The sequence below is a fragment of the Streptomyces sp. NPDC006326 genome (assembly GCF_040612915.1).
Classification (GTDB): domain Bacteria; phylum Actinomycetota; class Actinomycetes; order Streptomycetales; family Streptomycetaceae; genus Streptomyces.
Map to the genome: position 1 here is coordinate 83,241 of NZ_JBEXRC010000002.1, position 15,578 is coordinate 98,818.

At 72.6% G+C, this 15,578-nt stretch carries 19 protein-coding genes and 1 tRNA gene; 15 read left to right on the forward strand and 5 right to left on the reverse strand.

What is annotated here, in order from left to right; genetic code table 11:
- Positions 1–34 precede the first annotated feature (34 nt).
- Positions 35–625: an HhH-GPD-type base excision DNA repair protein gene (locus ABZ128_RS02050; RefSeq protein ID WP_356845527.1), complete on the forward strand. Its 591-nt coding sequence runs from the start codon at positions 35–37 to the stop codon at positions 623–625.
- 69 nt (positions 626–694) lie between these two features.
- Here ABZ128_RS02050 and opcA read toward each other — a convergent pair whose 3' ends face one another.
- Positions 695–1,627 carry a glucose-6-phosphate dehydrogenase assembly protein OpcA gene (gene opcA, locus ABZ128_RS02055; RefSeq protein WP_356845528.1) on the reverse strand — a complete coding sequence of 311 codons (933 nt, stop codon included), beginning with the start codon at positions 1,625–1,627 and terminating at the stop codon, positions 695–697.
- Between the two features lie 136 nt (positions 1,628–1,763).
- Complete coding sequence (locus ABZ128_RS02060; protein ID WP_356845529.1) at positions 1,764–3,353, reverse strand: helicase HerA-like domain-containing protein; 1,590 nt, start codon at positions 3,351–3,353, stop codon at positions 1,764–1,766.
- Positions 3,354–3,441: 88 nt separating this feature from the next.
- Between ABZ128_RS02060 and ABZ128_RS02065 the strand changes: the two genes are divergently transcribed.
- On the forward strand, positions 3,442–3,738 hold the full coding sequence (locus tag ABZ128_RS02065) for a type II toxin-antitoxin system VapB family antitoxin (RefSeq protein ID WP_114058229.1): 297 nt from the start codon (positions 3,442–3,444) through the stop codon (positions 3,736–3,738).
- 164 nt (positions 3,739–3,902) lie between these two features.
- Positions 3,903–4,571 (forward strand): LytR C-terminal domain-containing protein, encoded by a 669-nt coding sequence (locus ABZ128_RS02070; RefSeq protein ID WP_356845530.1) that lies wholly within the window; start codon positions 3,903–3,905, stop codon positions 4,569–4,571.
- A 160-nt stretch (positions 4,572–4,731) separates the two neighbouring features.
- On the opposite strand, the gene upp is transcribed toward ABZ128_RS02070, so the two are convergent.
- Positions 4,732–5,367, reverse strand: a complete 636-nt coding sequence (gene upp / locus ABZ128_RS02075) for a uracil phosphoribosyltransferase (RefSeq protein WP_356845531.1) — start codon at positions 5,365–5,367, stop codon at positions 4,732–4,734.
- Between the two features lie 180 nt (positions 5,368–5,547).
- Between upp and ABZ128_RS02080 the strand changes: the two genes are divergently transcribed.
- The 10 genes from ABZ128_RS02080 to ABZ128_RS02125 all read left to right on the forward strand — a co-directional run bounded on the left by ABZ128_RS02080 (position 5,548) and on the right by ABZ128_RS02125 (position 12,292).
- Entirely contained in the window at positions 5,548–6,492 is a 945-nt protein-coding gene (locus ABZ128_RS02080; RefSeq protein WP_356845532.1) for a universal stress protein, read from the forward strand.
- 107 nt (positions 6,493–6,599) lie between these two features.
- The gene (locus ABZ128_RS02085; RefSeq protein ID WP_356845533.1) at positions 6,600–6,794 is read left to right on the forward strand and encodes a hypothetical protein; all 195 of its coding nucleotides are present in this window, start codon (positions 6,600–6,602) and stop codon (positions 6,792–6,794) included.
- Between the two features lie 369 nt (positions 6,795–7,163).
- Positions 7,164–7,712 carry a hypothetical protein gene (locus ABZ128_RS02090; protein ID WP_356845534.1) on the forward strand — a complete coding sequence of 183 codons (549 nt, stop codon included), beginning with the start codon at positions 7,164–7,166 and terminating at the stop codon, positions 7,710–7,712.
- A gap of 8 nt (positions 7,713–7,720) precedes the next feature.
- Positions 7,721–8,203: a tRNA adenosine(34) deaminase TadA gene (gene tadA, locus ABZ128_RS02095; RefSeq protein ID WP_356845535.1), complete on the forward strand. Its 483-nt coding sequence runs from the start codon at positions 7,721–7,723 to the stop codon at positions 8,201–8,203.
- Positions 8,204–8,260: 57 nt separating this feature from the next.
- A tRNA-Ser gene (locus tag ABZ128_RS02100) sits at positions 8,261–8,345 on the forward strand.
- 185 nt (positions 8,346–8,530) lie between these two features.
- Complete coding sequence (locus ABZ128_RS02105) at positions 8,531–8,821, forward strand: hypothetical protein (RefSeq protein ID WP_356845536.1); 291 nt, start codon at positions 8,531–8,533, stop codon at positions 8,819–8,821.
- 142 nt (positions 8,822–8,963) lie between these two features.
- A complete protein-coding gene (locus tag ABZ128_RS02110; RefSeq protein ID WP_356845537.1) occupies positions 8,964–9,125 on the forward strand; it encodes a hypothetical protein in 162 nt (53 codons plus the stop codon).
- A gap of 279 nt (positions 9,126–9,404) precedes the next feature.
- The gene (locus ABZ128_RS02115) at positions 9,405–10,406 is read left to right on the forward strand and encodes an RNA polymerase sigma factor SigF (protein WP_356845538.1); all 1,002 of its coding nucleotides are present in this window, start codon (positions 9,405–9,407) and stop codon (positions 10,404–10,406) included.
- 220 nt (positions 10,407–10,626) lie between these two features.
- Positions 10,627–11,475: an RNA polymerase sigma factor SigF gene (locus ABZ128_RS02120; protein ID WP_356845539.1), complete on the forward strand. Its 849-nt coding sequence runs from the start codon at positions 10,627–10,629 to the stop codon at positions 11,473–11,475.
- Positions 11,476–11,542: 67 nt separating this feature from the next.
- Positions 11,543–12,292 (forward strand): hypothetical protein, encoded by a 750-nt coding sequence (locus tag ABZ128_RS02125; RefSeq protein ID WP_356845540.1) that lies wholly within the window; start codon positions 11,543–11,545, stop codon positions 12,290–12,292.
- Between the two features lie 116 nt (positions 12,293–12,408).
- On the opposite strand, the gene ABZ128_RS02130 is transcribed toward ABZ128_RS02125, so the two are convergent.
- A complete protein-coding gene (locus ABZ128_RS02130; protein ID WP_356845541.1) occupies positions 12,409–12,651 on the reverse strand; it encodes a hypothetical protein in 243 nt (80 codons plus the stop codon).
- Between the two features lie 131 nt (positions 12,652–12,782).
- On the opposite strand from ABZ128_RS02130, the gene ABZ128_RS02135 reads away from it, so the two are divergent.
- Both ABZ128_RS02135 and ABZ128_RS02140 read left to right on the forward strand, forming a co-directional pair.
- On the forward strand, positions 12,783–13,202 hold the full coding sequence (locus tag ABZ128_RS02135; RefSeq protein WP_356845542.1) for a MarR family transcriptional regulator: 420 nt from the start codon (positions 12,783–12,785) through the stop codon (positions 13,200–13,202).
- A gap of 23 nt (positions 13,203–13,225) precedes the next feature.
- Complete coding sequence (locus tag ABZ128_RS02140) at positions 13,226–14,890, forward strand: MDR family MFS transporter (protein WP_356845543.1); 1,665 nt, start codon at positions 13,226–13,228, stop codon at positions 14,888–14,890.
- A gap of 34 nt (positions 14,891–14,924) precedes the next feature.
- Here ABZ128_RS02140 and ABZ128_RS02145 read toward each other — a convergent pair whose 3' ends face one another.
- Complete coding sequence (locus ABZ128_RS02145; RefSeq protein ID WP_356845544.1) at positions 14,925–15,572, reverse strand: TetR/AcrR family transcriptional regulator; 648 nt, start codon at positions 15,570–15,572, stop codon at positions 14,925–14,927.
- Positions 15,573–15,578: the final 6 nt, after the last annotated feature.

Genomic DNA, 15,578 nt, shown 5'->3' on the forward strand with positions numbered 1-15,578 from the left:
CGCGGGGAACGCGCCCGCGCGGGACGCTGGAGGCATGGACATCACGATGCGGCTGGCCCAGCAGCCGGAGGCCGACGAGCTCCTCGGCCGCAGCCCCCTCGCCGCGCTCGTCGGCATGCTGCTCGACCAGCAGGTGCCGATGGAATGGGCGTTCTCGGGGCCGTACACGATCGCCCGGCGACTCGGCGCGGACGACCTGGACGCCCACGCCATCGCGGCGTACGACCCGGAGGCCTTCGCCGCGCTGCTCTCCGAGAAGCCGGCCGTGCACCGCTACCCGGGATCGATGGCGAAGCGCGTCCAGCAGCTGTGCGCGTACCTCGTGGAGCACTACGACGGGGACGCGGAGGCCCTGTGGCGCGGGGTGGAGACGGGGAAGGAGCTGCTGGAGCGGCTCAAGGCGCTCCCCGGCTTCGGCGAGCAGAAGGCGCAGATCTTCCTGGCGCTGCTGGGCAAGCAGCTGCACGTCCGCCCCACGGGATGGCGCGAGGCGGCCGGCGGTTACGGACAGGCGAACGTCTACCGCTCCGCGGCCGACATCACGGGGCCGGAATCGCTGGCCAAGGTGCGAGCGCACAAGCAGGAGATGAAGGCAGCCGCCAAGGCGCGCAAAACCGCGGACTGACGGACTGACCGGGGAATCAGGGAATCAGGGGCTGACCCACCCCCGGCCGGCCCGTGGACGACGGGACCGCTACGCGGGGAGCGCCGCCCGGGCCGGGCGCCGGCGCAGCGCCGAGGCGTAGACCTCGTCCGCGTCCAGGCGCCGCAGCTCCTCCGCGACCAGCTCCGCCTTGCCGCGGATCTTCAGGGCCACCTTGCGGTCCGGGCTGCCCGGCAGGACCAGGGTGGCCAGGGCCCCGTTCGGGCGGTCCACCTGGATCTCCCCGCCGGTGGTCTCCAGCCGGACCCGCGTGATCACCGGCCCGTCCGTGGTGATCCGCTCGACCGGCACCCCGAGCCGGTCCTCCAGCCAGCGCGCCAGCAGCTCGGCGCTCGGGTTGTCGGCCTCGCTCTCCACCGCCCCGGCCGTCACCGGCAGCGGCTTCTGGTCCAGGGCGGCGGCCAGCAGGGACCGCCAGGGCGTCAGCCGGGTCCAGGCCAGGTCGGTGTCCCCGGGGGCGTAGGCCGCAGCCCGCTCGTCCAGTACGCCGACGGGGTCCGGCGCCGCCTCGGCGTCCGTGATCCGGCGCTGCGCCAGTGCGCCCAGCGGATCCCGGGCCGGGTCCTCGGGGGCGTCGGCCGGCCACCACGCCACCACCGGCGCGTCCGGCACCAGCAGGGGCAGGACCACGGAGCCGGCCTGGGCGGTGAGCGCCCCGTGCAGTCGCAGCACCACGATCTCCCCGCTCCCGGCGTCCGAGCCGACCCGCAGCTCGGCGTCCAGACGGGTCTGGCGGAGCTTGTGCGGACCGCGCGAGGTGCGCTTGATCACCGCGATGATCCGGCACGGGTGCTCGCGGGAGGCCTCGGAGGCCGCGCGGACGGCGTCGTACGCGTTCTCCTCGTCGGTGGCGATGACGAGCGTCAGCACCAGGCCCATGGTGGGGCTGCCGATGGCCCGGCGGGCGTCGAGCAGGGCCCGGTCGACCTTGCTGGAGGTGGTGTCGGTGAGTTCGGTCCGCATGGTCGAAGTCTGTCAGCGGCGGGCCGCCCGGCAGCACCCGGTCCGCAACTCCCGCGGCCTGATACGTCACATGCGGCCCCGGCCCGTGCCCGGCCCGACGGGTCCCACCGCCCGCGCGGCCCGGGGCGCGGGTACGTCAACGGCGCCGCTTCGCCGTCCCGAAGACCGACCGGGAGATCTCCCGCCCCAGCTGGGTACCGATCGAGCGGGCCAGCGAGCGGAACAGACCGCTGCCGACGACCTGTTCGGCCAGCGACCGCTCCTTCGGCGCGCCCCGCCCCGCCTTCGCGGCCGCCCGGTGCTCCTTCTCCGCTTCCCTCTCCGCCTCCGCCGCGGCCGCGGCCCGCTCCGCCGCCTCCTCCGCCGCCGCCTGCTCGGCGCTGATCTTCTCGTACGCCGACTCCCGGTCCACCGGCTGGGCGTACCGCGCGTACAGGGCCGAGGACTTCACGGCCCGGTCCAGCGCCTCCGGCGCGATCGGGCCCATCAGCGACTGCGGGGCGCGCAGCCGGGTCGCCGCCACCGGGGTCGGCGCACCCTTCTCGCTCAGCACGGTGACCACCGCCTCGCCGGTCCCGAGCCCGGTGAGCAGCTCCTCCAGGTCGTAGGGGGAGGTGGGGAAGGTCTTCACGGTGGCCTTCAGCGCCTTCGCGTCGTCGGGCGTGAAGGCGCGCAGGGCGTGCTGGACGCGGTTGCCGAGCTGGCCGAGCACGTCCGCCGGCACGTCCTTCGGGGTCTGCGTCACGAAGAACACCCCGATCCCCTTGGAGCGGATCAGGCGCACCGTCTGGGTGATGGACTCCAGGAAGGCCTTCGAGGCGCCGTGGAAGAGCAGGTGCGCCTCGTCGAAGAAGAAGACCAGCTTGGGCCGCTCCAGATCGCCCACTTCGGGCAGGTCGGTGTAGAGGTCGGCCAGCAGCCACATCAGGAAGGTGGAGAACAGCTGCGGTTTGTCCTGGACCGCCGGGAGCTCCAGTACGGAGACCACCCCGCGCCCGTCCGGGGCCGTGCGCAGGAAAGCGGCCGTGTCGAACTCGGGCTCTCCGAAGAACTCGGCGGCGCCCTGCTGCTCGAACGCCGTCAGCGCCCGCAGGATCACCCCGGCCGTCACCGTGGACAGCCCCCCGATGCCCTTGAGCTCGGCCTTGCCCTGGTCGGAGACGAGGAAGGCGACGACCGCGCGCAGGTCCTTGAGGTCGATCAGCTCCAGGCCCTTGGAATCGGCGTAATGGAAGATCAGGCCGAGGGACTGTTCCTGCGTCTGGTTGAGCTGGAGCACCTTCGACATCAGGACGGGGCCGAAACTCGTCACCGTGGCCCGTAGCGGAATGCCGGTGCCGATCCCGCCCAGTGCGTAGAACTCGCCGGGACATCCGGTGGCCTGCCAGTCCTGGGCGACCTCCGCGGCCCGCTGGGCCACGCGGTCGCCGGGGGTGCCGGGCGCCGAGATGCCCGACACGTCGCCCTTGACGTCGGCGAGGAACACCGGGACGCCGTGCGCGGAGAGTTGCTCGGCGATGAGCTGCAGGGTCTTGGTCTTGCCCGTTCCGGTGGCGCCGGCGACCAGGCCGTGCCGGTTGAGCATGGACAGCGGAATGCGGATCTGCCGGTCGGGCAGACAGGCACCGTCCCAGAGCAGGGCCCCCAGGTCGAGCGCGGGCCCGGTGAAGGCGTACCCGGCGGCGATCCGGTCGGCCGGGGACGCGGGGTCGGTGCTCTCGCTCATACATCACTCCCGAATTGGACCTGTGTGCCACTTTTGCACCGGGATTGCGAGGCTGCGCCCGCAGGCACCGGCCCGGTAGGCTTTCCGTGTGATCTTCAAGCGCATCGGAAACGGGCGGCCGTACCCCGACCACGGCAGGGAAACCACCCGGCAGTGGGCGGATGTCGCCCCGCGCCCGGTCCGGCTCGACCAGCTGGTGACCACCAAGGGACAGCTGGACCTTGAGACGCTGCTCGCCGAGGACTCGACGTTCTACGGGGACCTCTTCGCCCACGTCGTGAAGTGGCAGGGCGACCTCTACCTGGAGGACGGCCTGCACCGCGCCGTGCGCGCAGCCCTCCAGCAGCGCCAGGTCCTGCACGCGCGCGTCCTCGAAATGGACTGACCGGCAGAGCCTGTCCGTTCCCTTTCCGGCGCCGTCAGGCGTCAGGCGCTCCCCGGCACGCCAGGCGCTTCCCGGTTCGCGTGGATTGCGCCGTTCGGGTCGGTCTTGCCCTATCAACACATCATTTGGTGGGCATCGAGAGCGGGCGGTACTACGCTGCGCCCATGAGCATGCTCACTCCCCCCGGCATGGGCGGAAAGTACCGCGTCACGGGAGCGGCCTACCCCCGTATGAGCCGGCCCCGACGGCGCCGTCGGATCGTCCTGACCGCGCTCGGAGCAGTCCTCGGTCTCGCGCTGCTCGGCTACGGGACCCTGCAGCTCATGGACGTCTTCCGCGGCGGGAGCGGCGGAAAACGCCACGCCGCCGGCAAGGACTGCGCGACGGCGGCACCGGCGAAGCCCAAGGCGGGCGGCGCCGCGGCAGCCGCCGCCAACGCCTCGGCCCCGCCCGCCGTCACGCTCCCCGAGCCCGGCCAGATCACGGTCAACGTCTACAACGCGACCCCGCGCGCGGGACTGGCCAAGGCCGTCGGCGACGAGCTGAAGAAGCGCGGCTTCACCATCGGCAAGGTCGGCAACGCCCCCGCGGACTTCGACAAGAAGGTGCCGGGCACCGGGATACTGCTCGGCTCCCCCACGACCGACAAGGGCGCCTACTCCGTACTGGGCACCCAGATCGAGGGCGACACGCAGCAGACCGACACCCGCGAGGGCGCGGACATCGACCTGATCCTCGGCGACGCCTTCAAGGAGCTCAGCCCGAAGGAGACCGCGGACCGGGAGCTGGCCGTGCTCGCGCACCCGCAGCCCGCGCCCGCCAAGACCTGCTGAGGGCCGGCCGAGCGGCCGCCGCCCCTCAACGCCGCAGGGCCGCCCCGGAGGGCGGCCCTGCGGCGTTCACGTCGTCCGTGAGCGGTTCGTCCGTGAGCGGCTCGCCCGTGAGCGGCGCCCGTCAGCGACTCGCCCGTGAGCGGCTGTTCCTCCTCGGCTCCTACTCGGCCGAGCCGTACATGCGGTCCCCCGCGTCGCCCAGCCCCGGCACGATGTAGCCGTGCTCGTTGAGCCGCTCGTCCACCGCGGCCGTCACCACCGTCACCGGCGTGCCCGCGAGCTCGCGCTCCATGACCTCGACGCCCTCCGGCGCGGCCAGCAGCACCACGGCCGTGACGTCGTCGGCGCCGCGCTTGATCAGCTCCTGGATCGCCGCGACGAGGGTGCCGCCGGTGGCCAGCATCGGGTCGACGACGTAGACCTGGCGTCCGGAGAGGTCCTCCGGCATGCGCGTCGCGTAGGTGGAGGCCTCCAGGGTCTCCTCGTTGCGGACCATGCCGAGGAAACCCACCTCGGCGGTCGGCAGCAGCCGCACCATGCCGTCCAGCATGCCCAGGCCGGCGCGCAGGATCGGCACGACCAGCGGACGCGGGTGGGACAGCTTCACGCCGGTGGTCGGGCCGACGGGGGTGGTGATGTCGGACTGCTCGGTGCGGACGTCGCGGGTGGCCTCGTACGCGAGGAGGGTCACCAGCTCGTCGGCGAGCCGCCGGAAGGTGGGGGAGTCGGTGCGCTTGTCGCGCAGGGTGGTCAGTTTGTGCGCCACCAACGGGTGATCGACGACCTGCAAACGCACAACATCCTCCAAGACTCAGCTGCCGGGTTCCGACCTGCGACCTGCAAAAACGGCCGCATGTTTCCGCGACCCACAGGCAAAAGGCTACGCGGTGCGCGCACCCGCGCGCGTACGAACGGTCGGCCGGGCCCGCCCGGGCCGCGTATTGCGGCCCGCCCGCACGCCCAGCAGGCTGGACGGATGAGGAACGCACCGGTGATCGCGGCCGTCGACGGATCCGACCACAGCCTGGCGGCGCTGGAATGGGCCCGGACCGCAGCCCTGCGCCACCGCACCGGGCTCGTGGTCGCCCACGTGCTCCCCGACAGCTCCCAGCTCTACGCGGCCCGCCGCTCGGCCCTGGCCGACGCCTCGGAGCCCGAGCAGTACGCCGACCCGGTCGCCGAGCAGATCCGCACCCTGCTCGCCGCGGCCAAGAACGCCGACCTGCCGGACGAGGTGCGCTACGAGGCGCTGGAGGGCTCCGTCCCCGAGGCCCTTCGGGTGATCGGAGCCGAGGCGCGGATGCTGGTCATGGGCTCCCGGGGCCGCGGCGGCTTCGCCGCCCTGCTGCTCGGCTCCAACAGCCGCGCCGTGGCCACGACCGCCCCGTGCCCGGTGGTGGTCGTCCCGCACGCGGAGCGCGGGGTGGAGGCCGCCTCGGAGCCCTCGGCCGGGCGGGTGGTGCTCGGCCTGCACGCCGCCGAGACGGCCGACGACGTACTGGACTTCGCCTTCGCGGACGCGGCCGCGCGGGGGACCACCGTCCAGGTGGTCTCCGCGTACGCCGTCCCGCCCGCGCCGGCCCTCGTGATCGACAGCCCCTTCACGGTGATCCCGCCGGAGGGCCTCGCCGACGACGGCGACGCGGTGCCGGCGGAGCGGGAGATGCTGAGGGCCCAGACGGAGCGGCTGGCACCGTGGCGGACCCGGTATCCGGACGTGCCGGTCGAGCAGGCCGCCGTCCCCGGGGACGCGGCGGGCCGGCTGGTGACCGCCTCCCGGTCGGCGGCGCTGGTGGTGGTGGGACGCCACCATCCGCGGCGCAGCGTCGGGTCCCTGATGATCGGCTCGGTGGCGCACGCCGTCCTGCACCACGCGCACGGCCCGGTGGCCGTCGTACCGACCCTGTCGGATGGCGTCTGACCTGCACGGGGGTGGCATCAATCGGGCTGTCCGGGGGAAAGTGGAGGCAGGGGGTCTGCTTCGCGCCTGCGGAGGAGGACGACCGGACCAGCCAGGGGTGGTGGCCGATGCCCGACACGCAGTCGAGCCAACAGAATGACGAGTCCGAGACGACGGAGACGGCGGCGCAGCGAAGAGCGCGCCGGGCCCAGTTCCTGCGCGACCTGATGGAGGCGCGGGCCCTGCGCGACCGCGTCCAGCCCCGCCGCGCACGCGCGGCCCGCATGCGCCAGCAGATGCGCATGCGTACCTTCCGCTGGTAGCGACCGGCCCTTCCGCTGGTGGCGGCCGGCGCCGGAGCGCGACACGGCCGGGGCGCCGGGACGATCCGCACCGCGCCGTACGGCCCGCTGCGGGGCGCTGCCCACGGCCCCCCGAAAGGGCCGCCGCGCCGGGATGACGCAGGTGGATCGGCGGCGGCCGGCAGACCGCCCCGCCGCACCTCCGCGCCCCCGGGAGCGCACGGCACGGCACGACGCAAGCGCGGAAGACCTCTCGCAACGCCGCTGTTTCTGCCACGATGCCGATTGGGCGGGGCACGAAACGGTGAGCAGGACGGCCGTTCCAACCCTCCCCACCTCCGGCCGGGGGGACCTCCAACCGGCACGCCTATGACCAGTGGGAGAGTCACGGTGTATTTCGCCGCACTGCTCGCGCGCACCGAAGACGGGTGGGAAGCGAGCGACATGGAACTCGACGACGTCGAGTCCCTCAGTGATCTGATCGATCTCGCCCGTGCCGCCGCTGTCGACGACGACACGGTGGTCGCCCTCATCGAGCAGGAGGACGCCTGGTTCGGCGTCGTCCGCGTGGACGGCGAGGAGGACCCGCGGTACTTCGTGTCGAACGCCGCCGCGGCCTCCCGCAGCTCCTACGGCTCGATGCTGACCGACGAGCTGCTGGGCAGCGACGAGGAGGACGACGAACTCGACGAACTGGACCTGGACGGCACCGAGGACGGCGATGAGGACACCATCTCCGCGTTCACCGGCCTGGAGGACGGCGAGGACGAGGAGGTCGGGCCGGGCGCGGAGCCGGTCCCGGCCGGTCCGCTCGGCGACCCCCGGCTGCTCGACGACCTCGGCGTCAGCCACAAACAACTGATGACCCTCGACGGGGACGCCCTCTCGGAGATCGCCGAATCCCTCGGCGCCACCGAGGTGCTGGAGGCCGTCCGCTAGTGATCGCCATGCACCACCCCACGCACGGTCCCGATCCCGTACGGGACCCGTGGCGGGACTCCATGCGCCTGGCGCTCCAGGAGGCCGCCCGGGCGGTGCCGGCCGGCGACGTGCCGGTCGGCGCCGTCGTGCTGGGCCCGGACGGCGGCCTCCTGGCCACCGGGTACAACGAACGGGAAGCCACCGGCGACCCGACGGCGCACGCCGAGGTACTGGCGCTGCGCCGGGCGGCCGCCCGGCTGGGGGAATGGCGGCTCGCGGGGTGCACCCTGGTGGTGACCCTGGAGCCGTGCGTGATGTGCGCGGGCGCGCTCGTCCAGTCGCGCGTGGCCCGCGTCGTGTACGGGGCCGCGGACGAGAAGGCGGGCGCGGCGGGGTCGCTGTGGGACCTCGTACGGGACCGCAGGCTCAACCACCGTCCCGAAGTGGTCCGTGGCGTGCTCGGCGAGGAGTGCGCGCGGCAGCTCACGGACTTCTTCAGAGAGCTCTGAGGCGGCTCGGGCGCACCGATTTCAGTGGATGCCGATCCTTAGGCTAGGATCCATCTCGGTAGTGTGTCCGAGTGGCCGAAGGAGCTCGCCTCGAAAGCGAGTATGGGGCAACCCATCGGGGGTTCAAATCCCTCCACTACCGCTTCGACCGAGAGCCCCGCCCCGCAAGGGTCGGGGCTCTCGGCGTTTCCCGGCTCGGGGCTTCCCGGCTCTCGGCGTTTCCCGCTGCGCGGAGGCCGGTCCCGAACGGGCGCCGGGGCGTACTCCGCTCCGGTGGGGCGGGGGCGGCCGCGCGTGACCGGCCGCCCGCTCGGCCGTTGTCACGGCATGACCAAGACCCAGCGCATGCTCGCCGCCTTCGCCCTCGCGGGGGCCGCCGCGGGCCTCGCCGCACCGGCCGCCTCCGCCGCCCCGCTGACCCCGCTCACCCTCCCGGACCTGCCGCAGGCCGCCCCCGGCATGCCGGAAGGGGCCACCCCCGGCTCCGTGCAGGAGATCGGCGGCCAGATCACCCCCGGGCTGAACCAGCTCGGCCAGCTGATGGACCTGCCGAACCACCTGGCGCCCGTGATCGCCCCCGTCGAGCCCGTCCTGGGCCTGGCCGGCGCCATCCAGTAGCCGTCCGGGCGAAGTCCCCCGCGCACCGGCAAAAGGCCCGGGACGGCGGGTCCTTGGTCCGTGAAGACCGGGTGAGGGCCCGGACATGACCGGTTAGACTCACCCGACTGCGCACAGCCTGTGGGGGAGGCCGACACCGCTCATGGAAACCAAGAAGATGATCATGGGTGGACTATTGGTGTTCGTCCTCTTCGTGATCATCACCCAGCCGGTCAAGGCGGCCGACATCGTCAAAATAGGCTTCCAGGGCATCTCCGACGCCGCCCACGGGATCGGCGCGTTCATGACGGAACTGGTGCGCTGACCCGACGCTGAAGCGGTTTCCGGACTCCCGGCCCCCCACTCCGACGGGTGGGGGGCTTTGCGTTACCGGCACGCCGCCCCCGCCGCGCGCCCGCGGCGCCCGGCGGGGCGGCCTTGTCGTGGCCCCACCCAAAACACCCCATTATGCCCAACTTGCCCTCAACACGGCGATATACGGTGCTTGCACACAGTGCACATGTCTTGTGATGCTATGACCGCTTTTGACGGATGAGTTACATGAAGGGGTGGCGTGACCGTGCCGGCCAGTACTGCGCCTCAGGTGCCACCCCAGCAGGACCCCCAGCACGGACCCCAGCACGGGTCACAGCACGGTCCCCAGCACGGGATCGAGCAGATCGAGCAGGTCCCGCCCCAGCAGGAAGCCCAGCCGCACGCCCAGCCGCACCCCCAGCCGCATCCCCAGCAGGGCGCCCGGCCGGCCGAGCCCCCGCACGCCCGGCCCGAGGCCGTCCCCCAGGCCGCCCCCGAGGAGCCGCCGGCCGCCCCCAGGCCGCAGAGCCGGGGGGCCGACACCCGGGCCCTCACCCAGGTCCTGTTCGGGCAGCTGAAAGGCCTTCAGCCGGGCACCAGCGAGCACAACCGGGTGCGCGGGGCCCTGATCGAGGCCAACCTCCCGCTCGTCCGTTACGCGGCCGCCCGCTTCCGCAGCCGCAACGAGCCGATGGAGGACGTGGTCCAGGTCGGCACGATCGGGCTCATCAACGCCATCGACCGCTTCGACCCCGACCGCGGGGTGCAGTTCCCGACGTTCGCCATGCCGACCGTCGTGGGCGAGATCAAGCGGTATTTCCGCGACAACGTCCGCACCGTGCACGTGCCGCGCCGGCTCCACGAGCTGTGGGTCCAGGTGAACGCGGCCACCGAGGACCTCACCACCCTGCACGGGCGCACCCCGACCACGCCCGAGATCGCCGAGCGGCTGCGGATCACCGAGGAGGAGGTGCTGTCGTGCATCGAGGCCGGCCGCAGCTACCACGCCACCTCACTGGAGGCCGCCCAGGAGGGTGACGGGCTGCCTGGGCTGCTGGACCGCCTCGGCTACGAGGACCCCGAGCTCGCCGGTGTCGAGCACCGGGACCTCGTACGGCACCTCCTCGTACAGCTGCCCGAACGTGAACAAAGGATCCTGCTGCTGCGGTACTACAACAATCTGACGCAGTCGCAGATCAGCGCGGAGCTCGGGGTCTCCCAGATGCACGTGTCGCGGCTGCTCGCGCGGAGCTTCGCGCGCCTGCGATCCGCAAACAGGATCGAGGCCTAATCAGAACGAGTGGAGATCGCTCCACCGTTTCCCGACAGAACGGGCTCATTCCGCTCTGTCGCTGGAGACATATGTCGACATGGCGCTACAGCGCGTTGCCGACATGTGACATTCTGCTGGAACCGCGTTTGCCGCAGCTCCGCCTCCGGTATTCAGGTGGAGGCTGCGTTCCTCCGACGGGCGCGCCCAACGCGACCGTCCGCGACCTCAAGGGGGTGGCATGTCCGTAGATCAGGGCAGCTCCAAGGTGCTCACGCTCGTCAAGAGCGAGGCGCCGGCAGCACCTGCAGCGTTCGACCGCTCGGAAGCCATCGACACCCGCACCCTCTCCCGCTCCCTCTTCCAGCGACTTGCCGCCCTGGACGCGGACAGCCCCGAACGGGCGTACGTACGCGACACCCTGATCGAGCTGAACCTGCCCCTCGTGCGGTACGCGGCCGCCCGCTTCCGCAGCCGCAACGAGCCGATGGAGGACATCGTCCAGGTCGGCACGATCGGCCTGATCAAGGCGATCGACCGGTTCGACTGCGAACGCGGGGTGGAGTTCCCGACCTTCGCCATGCCGACGGTCGTGGGCGAGATCAAACGATTCTTTAGGGACACCTCCTGGTCCGTGCGCGTCCCGCGCCGCCTCCAGGAACTGCGCCTCGCCCTCACCAAGGCCAGCGACGAGCTCGCACAGAAGCTCGACCGTTCGCCGACGGTGCCCGAACTGGCCGCCGTGCTCGGGGTGTCGGAGGAGGACGTGGTCGACGGTCTCGCCGTCGGCAACGCCTACACCGCCTCCTCGCTCGACTCGCCCTCCCCCGAGGACGAGGGCGGCGAGGGCTCGCTCGCGGACCGCCTCGGCTACGAGGACAGCGCCCTCGAAGGCGTCGAGTACCGCGAGTCGCTGAAGCCGCTGCTCGCCAAACTCCCGCCCCGGGAACGGCAGATCATCATGCTGCGGTTCTTCGCGAACATGACCCAGTCGCAGATCGGCGAGGAGGTCGGCATCTCCCAGATGCACGTCTCCCGGCTGCTGACGCGCACGCTCGCGCAGCTGCGGGTGGGCCTGATCGGCGAGTGACGGCGGCGCCCGGCCGGTGAGTGCGTACGGGGTTCCCATCTGACGCGGAGTCAGTGACACTACCGCGATGCGGATGGGACCTCGCGCCTTCACCCTCGTCGCCCTGTGCTGCACGGCCGCCGCCGCGGGCCTGACCGGCTGCGGCGGGCCCGTGCGCGACGGCTACGCGGCCGCGGGCGCGGTGGCCCCCGGCCCGGAGCGGGTCGCGGGAGACAACGTCGCGCCGCAGGACCCGGTGGAGTTCCAGCCGCTCTCCACCGCGTCGGCGGCGGGCGGATCCCCGTCCGCCGTCCGTACGTCTCCCGGTGCACCGCAGGCCCAGGCTCCGGCCGGCTCCGCCCGGGGCGGAGCCACGACCACCGCGCCCGGCGCCCCGCCCCCGCCCTCCACGGCGCCCGGGGCGGGGCCGGCCGCACCACCGGACACCGGCACACCCGGCACCCCCGGCACCCCGCCGGGCACCACGCCGCCCGGCACCACCCCGGGGACCACACCGCCGCCCGCGTCCACGCCGGCGCGGCTGACGCTCGGCCCGCTGACGCGCGCTCCGGCGGCGGACCGCTGGTGCGAGCGGGTGACCGTGGGATTCACCAACAGCGGCAGCACGGCGGCGCGTTCGGGCACGGTCGGCTTCGAGACGCACGTCATCGGCGCGCTCGGCATCGACTGGGCGACGATCACCACGACCCAGCCGCTGCCCGCACCCGTCCCGGGCGGCACGACGAGGACGCAGACCTACACGGTCTGCGTGGAGTCCTGGCGGGTCCCCCTGGGCATGCACGTGGAGACCCGCCGGGCCACGGCCACCTGGAGCTGAGCCCGGGGCCCGGGGCTCCGCGCAGGGCCTGGCGGCTCAGCGCGGGACCCGGCGGCTCAGCGCGGGACCCGGCGGCTCAGCGCGGGACCCGGCGGCTCAGCGCAGGACCCGGCGGCTCAGCGCAGGGCCAGCCAGGCGACCGCGCCGATGAGGAGCACGAGGCCGAGGGCCAGGCCCAGCCAGACCCCCGTCTTCGAGCCGGCCGGCTTCGGCTGCCGGCGGGAGCCGGGGGCGGCCGCCCGCGCGGGCTCGGCCTCCTCCACGAACGCTCGGAACATCTGGGTGCTGCCCGCGGGGTCGTAGGTGCCCTCGGGACCCTGGGAGTTGTGGTTCGGGTTCGAGTACTGGTTCGCAGCCATGGGTCAGGACCCTAGCGGGTTTTCCGATTCCTTTACCGCCCCACCCCCTGGATTCATTTGCCTGTAGCAACCAATCGCTTCTATGGTTGCCCTAAGCAACAACTGACGAAAGAGGGAGAAGGGGACACCCCGTGACCACCGCCACCCGCTACGAGGAGCTGGCCCGCCAGCTCACCGGCATCGGCGCGGTCAAGCGCGATCTCGCCCGCATCCTCCCCGCGGACTGCCCGCCCGGCTCCGCCGCCGTGCTCACGGTGCTCGACCGCCACGGCGAGATGCGGCTCAGCCGCCTCGCCGACCACATGGCCGTCGACATCTCCGTGACCAGCCGCCACGTGGCCCACGTGGCCGACCGCGGGTGGATCACCCGCGACATCGACCCCGGGGACGGCCGCTGCCGGATCCTGCGGCTCACCCCGGCCGGCCGCGCACTGCTCGCCGAGCTCGGCGCCCGGTACACCGGCGCCCTCGAAAGAGCGCTCGCCGACTGGTCCGCCCACGACATCGACGTACTCAACACCCTGCTGTCCCGGCTCCGATCGAGCTTCTAGACACTTCCGGACGAAGGAACCACATGGCTAGCCCCACACCCACCGGTGTGCGGGCAGGCGGCCCCTCGGAGACCACTTCCGACGGCGTGTCCGCGCCCGCCCCCGCCCCGATGACCCACCCCCAGATCATGAAGGCGCTGTCCGGGCTCATGCTCGGCATGTTCGTGGCGATCCTGTCGTCCACGATCGTCTCCAACGCCCTGCCGCAGATCATCAGCGACCTCGGCGGCACCCAGTCCTCCTACACCTGGGTCGTCACCGCGGCCCTGCTGTCGATGACGGCGGCGACCCCCCTGTGGGGCAAGCTGTCCGACCTCTTCAGCAAGAAGCTGCTGGTCCAGATATCCCTGGTCGTCTACGTCCTCGGCTCCGTGGTCGCCGGCATGTCCCAGAACACCGGGATGCTCATCGCCTGCCGCGTGGTCCAGGGCATCGGCGTCGGCGGCCTGTCCGCCCTCGCCCAGATCGTGATGGCCGCGATGATCTCCCCGCGCGAGCGCGGCCGGTACAGCGGCTACCTCGGTGCGGTGTTCGCCGTCGCCACCGTCGGCGGTCCGCTGCTCGGCGGCGTCATCACCGACACCGAGTGGCTGGGCTGGCGCTGGTGCTTCTACGTCGGCGTCCCCTTCGCGATCATCGCGCTGATCGTCCTGCAGAAGACGCTGCGCCTCCCCGTCGTCCGCCGCGACGTCAAGGTCGACTGGCTCGGCGCCTTCCTGATCAGCGGCGCCGTGTCGCTGCTGCTGATCTGGGTCACGCAGGCCGGGGACTCGTACGGCTGGCTGTCCTGGACCACCGTGGCGATGACCGGCGGCGCGGTCGTGCTCGGCGTGCTCTTCCTGCTCGTGGAGTCGAGGGCGAGCGACCCGATCATCCCGCTGCGCCTGTTCCGCAACAAGACCATCAGCCTCGCCTCGGCGGCCTCGCTGTTCGTCGGTGTCGCGATGTTCTCGGGCACGGTGTTTTTCAGCCAGTTCTTCCAGCTGGCCCGGGGTGAGTCCCCCACGATGTCCGGAATCCTCACGATTCCGATGATCGGCGGGCTCTTCGTCTCCTCCACGGTTTCCGGTCAGGTGATCACCAAGACCGGCAAGTGGAAGGCCTGGCTCGTCTCCGGCGGCGTCCTGCTGACGGCCGGCCTCGGACTGCTGGGCACCCTGCGGTACGACACCCCGTACTGGCACATCGCGATCCACATGGCGCTGACCGGCCTCGGTCTCGGCATGATGATGCAGAACCTGGTCCTCGCCACCCAGAACCAGGTGGCCCCCGAGGACCTGGGCGCGGCCAGCTCGGTCGTCACCTTCTTCCGCTCGCTCGGCGGCGCCGTGGGCGTCTCGGCGCTCGGCGCGGTCATGGCCAACCGGGTCACCCACTACGTCAAGGACGGACTCGCCGCACTCGGCCCGAAGGCGGCGGCGATGGGCCACGGCGGCACCGCCGGGGGCGGGATCCCCGACCTGGACAAGCTGCCTGCGCCGTTCCGCCAGGTCGTCGAGTCCGCGTACGGGCACGGCGTCGGCGACGTCTTCCTCTACGCCGCTCCCTGCGCGCTCCTCGGGCTGATCCTGGTGCTGTTCATCAAGGAGGTCGCCCTGAAGTCGAAGCCTGCGGTGCACACCCCGGCCGCGGGCTCCGCGCCGGCCTCCGCGTCGGCCTCGGCGTCGGCCTCCGCGGCAGCCGAGTAGCCGCGCAGCCGGGCGCCCCGGGGCGGGGGACGCGCTACGCCGTGCCCCGGGCCGGCTCCTGCGCGGCGGCCTGCGCCTCGATGCCGGCGACCAGGACGTCGAGCGCCAGGCCGAAATCGCCGTCGGTCGCCCCCCGGACCGTGCCCCCGCAGCCGTGCAGGAACTGGGATACGGCGAGGTGGGCGCCGGTCCGGGCAGTGTCCGTCAGGCCGGTGGCGTCGAGCAGCCGCTGGAGCGCCGCGTCGAAGGCCCGGGCGTGCGGGCCGATGTTCGGGTACGCCGCGGTCAGCGGAGCCACCCAGGGATGGTCCGCCAGCAGCCGCCGGTAGCCGAAGGCGAGCAGACGCAGCCGGCCGGGCCAGCCCTCGGGGGCGGGCCCGGCCGGACCGGTCTGCGGCAGGATGAGCTGGCCCAGGGCCCGGTCGAGGGCGAGTTCGAGCAGGTCGTGCTTGGTGTCCACGTACCAGTACAGGGACATCGCGGTGACCCCGAGCCCGGCCGCGAGCCGCCGCATGGAAAACCGGGCCAGCCCCTCGGCGTCGAGCAGCCGGACCGTCGCACAGGTGATCCGCTCCCGGTCCAGGCCGGACGGGGCCTCGCTGCGGCGTCTGGCGGGGGCGGTCGGCCGGGAGGCCAGCCACACGCTGGTCCGGGTCTTGCCGCGATCGGCCGCGGTCACCATGGAGGC